General features: G+C 67.8%; 1 protein-coding gene and 2 pseudogenes. 2 read left to right on the plus strand and 1 reads right to left on the minus strand.

Annotated elements, in window-relative coordinates; translation table 11 throughout:
* Both RTO53_RS18095 and RTO53_RS18100 read left to right on the plus strand, forming a co-directional pair.
* Positions 1-1,082, plus strand: a pseudogene (locus RTO53_RS18095) (coagulation factor 5/8 type domain-containing protein); the annotation flags it as partial.
* Positions 1,082-2,011 (plus strand): endonuclease/exonuclease/phosphatase family protein, encoded by a 930-nt coding sequence (locus RTO53_RS18100; protein ID WP_312239099.1) that lies wholly within the window; start codon positions 1,082-1,084, stop codon positions 2,009-2,011. The pseudogene RTO53_RS18095 and the gene RTO53_RS18100, both read left to right, overlap by 1 nt.
* A gap of 82 nt (positions 2,012-2,093) precedes the next feature.
* On the opposite strand, the pseudogene RTO53_RS18105 reads toward RTO53_RS18100, so the two are convergent.
* A pseudogene (locus tag RTO53_RS18105) lies at positions 2,094-2,342 on the minus strand (hypothetical protein); the annotation flags it as partial.

Below are 2,342 nucleotides of genomic sequence, written 5' to 3' on the forward strand. Positions count from 1 at the left end.
GCGACACGACCTTCCTGGAGGCGATGTGGCCGCACGTGCAGGGCGCCTACGGCTACATGGAGCAGCTGCGCCTGAGCGAGCGCACCGAGGAGAACCGCGCACGCAATCCGGCCTTCTACGGGATGATGCCGGTGTCGATCAGCCATGAAGGCTATTCGGCCAAGCCGATGCATTCGTACTGGGACAATTTCTGGGCGCTGCGCGGGTACAAGGATGCGGCGATCATCGCCAGCACGCTGGGCAAGGCCGAGGCCATGCAGATCAGCGCATCGCGCGACCAGTTCCGTGACGACCTCACCGCCTCGCTGCAGGCGGCGGTCAGCCAGCACAAGATCGACTACCTGCCCGGTTCGGCCGAGCTGGGCGATTTCGACGCCACCTCGACCACCATCGCGCTGGCCCCGGGCGGCGAACAGGGGCGCCTGCCGCAGCCGTACCTGGACAACACCTTCGAGCGGTATTGGACCCAGTTCGTGGAACGCCGCGACGGCAAGCGCGAGTGGAAGGACTACACGCCGTACGAGTGGCGCAACGTGGCCGCGTTCGTGCGCCTGGGCTGGCGCGACCGCGCCTGGCAGGCCACCGAGTTCTTCTTCAAGGACCGTGCGCCGCAGGCGTGGAACCAATGGGCCGAAGTGGTCTCGCATACGCCACGCAAGCCGTTCTTCGTCGGCGACCTGCCGCATGCCTGGGTGGCCTCGGACTTCGTGCGCTCGGCGCTGGACATGTTCGCCTACAACCGCGATGTCGACGACAGCCTGGTGCTCGCCGCCGGCGTGCCGTCGCGCTGGCTGGATGGCAAGGGCGTGGCGATCAAGGGCCTGCGTACGCCCAACGGGCAGCTCAGCTATGCGCTGAGCCGCAGCGACAAGCAGCTGGTGCTGGAGGTCGCGGCCGGCGTGGTGCCGCCGCAGGGCGGGGTCATCCTGCGCTGGCCGTACAGTGGCGAACCGGGCGATACCCTGGTCAACGGTGCGCCGGCGCAATGGTTGAATGGCGAGCTGCGCATCACCCAGGTGCCGGCCAAGGTCGAGATCGACGTGCCGTCTTCGGTACGTCGCGCAGAACGCAAGGCACCGTAATGCAGACGTCTGCGTTCACTGCACGCGTGCGCCGTGCGTTTGTCCATGCCCTGGCCGTGGCCTGTCTGCTCAGCGGTGTCGCGCAGGCAGCCGAACCGACACCGGTTGCGGCGGCCACGACGCCGCCGGTGACGGCGGCCAACACCGCGCCTGGCCTGAGCATGGTCACCTTCAACCTGCATCACGACCGGGAAAACTGGCCGGCGCGGCGCAAGGTGATCCTGCGCGAGCTGCAGGCGCTGCGCCCCGACGCGATCGCGCTGCAGGAAGTGATCCAGAAGCCGAACGTGCGCAACCAGGCCGCATGGCTGGCACGCCGGCTCGGCTACGACTACCAGTTCGTGTCCACCGATCCGCCGGGCCGCTTCAAGCGCTATGGCAACGCATTGCTGACCCGGCGCCCGGTGCTGGCGCGCAACGACCACCTGCTGGCACCGCTGGGCGACTACCGCACCGTCGCGCACCTGCGCATCGACGTGGACGGCAGGCCGGTGAACGTCTATGCCACCCACCTCAACGAGCGCTCGGACGAGACCGGCAGCCGCATCCGTGCCGAACAGGTCGCGGACCTGCTCACCTTCATTGCCGGTACCGCCGGTGATGCTCCGGTGGTGATCGCCGGCGACTTCAACGCATTGGTGGATGCCGGCGACCTGAGCGCGCTGCGCAACCAGTACGGCGACAGTTTTGGCAGTGTGCATGTCAACAACGCGCTGGCCCAGGTCAGCACGCTCAACCGGCATTACTACCAGGCGCCCTCGCGCATCGACCACATCTTCTTCCAGCAGGACCGCCTGCTGGCCCGCGAAGCGAAAATCCTGTTCGACCAGCCCTACGCCGAAGGGCGCTGGGCTTCGGACCATTACGGGGTGTGGACGCGCCTGCAGTTTGCCCCGTCCCCGGGAAGCCCGGCCGCCACCACGCCCTGAATCGGCGCCGACACGGCGGACGGCCCGGTAGAGCCACGCCATGCGTGGCTGCATTCCATCCGGCGTCCGAAACCCCAACGCGCTACGGAATCGCGTTCTCGCTGATCTTCTCCCAGGTCTGTCCATCGCGCGTCCGCCAGGTGCCGCCGGTGGCACAGCAACCACCCGCACCGAAGGCCCGGCGACCCAGCACGGCGATCACCGCATCGTCTTCCTCGCGCAACCATTGCCGCTCGCAGCCGGTAAAGAACGGGTAGGGGGCCGGTGCCAATACCTCGGTCAAGGTGACTTCCTGGCCGGCCCCGCGCACGACCCCGAACACCTTGCAGTC

The sequence above is a fragment of the Stenotrophomonas sp. genome (assembly GCF_031995405.1).
Taxonomy (GTDB): Bacteria; Pseudomonadota; Gammaproteobacteria; order Xanthomonadales; family Xanthomonadaceae; genus Stenotrophomonas.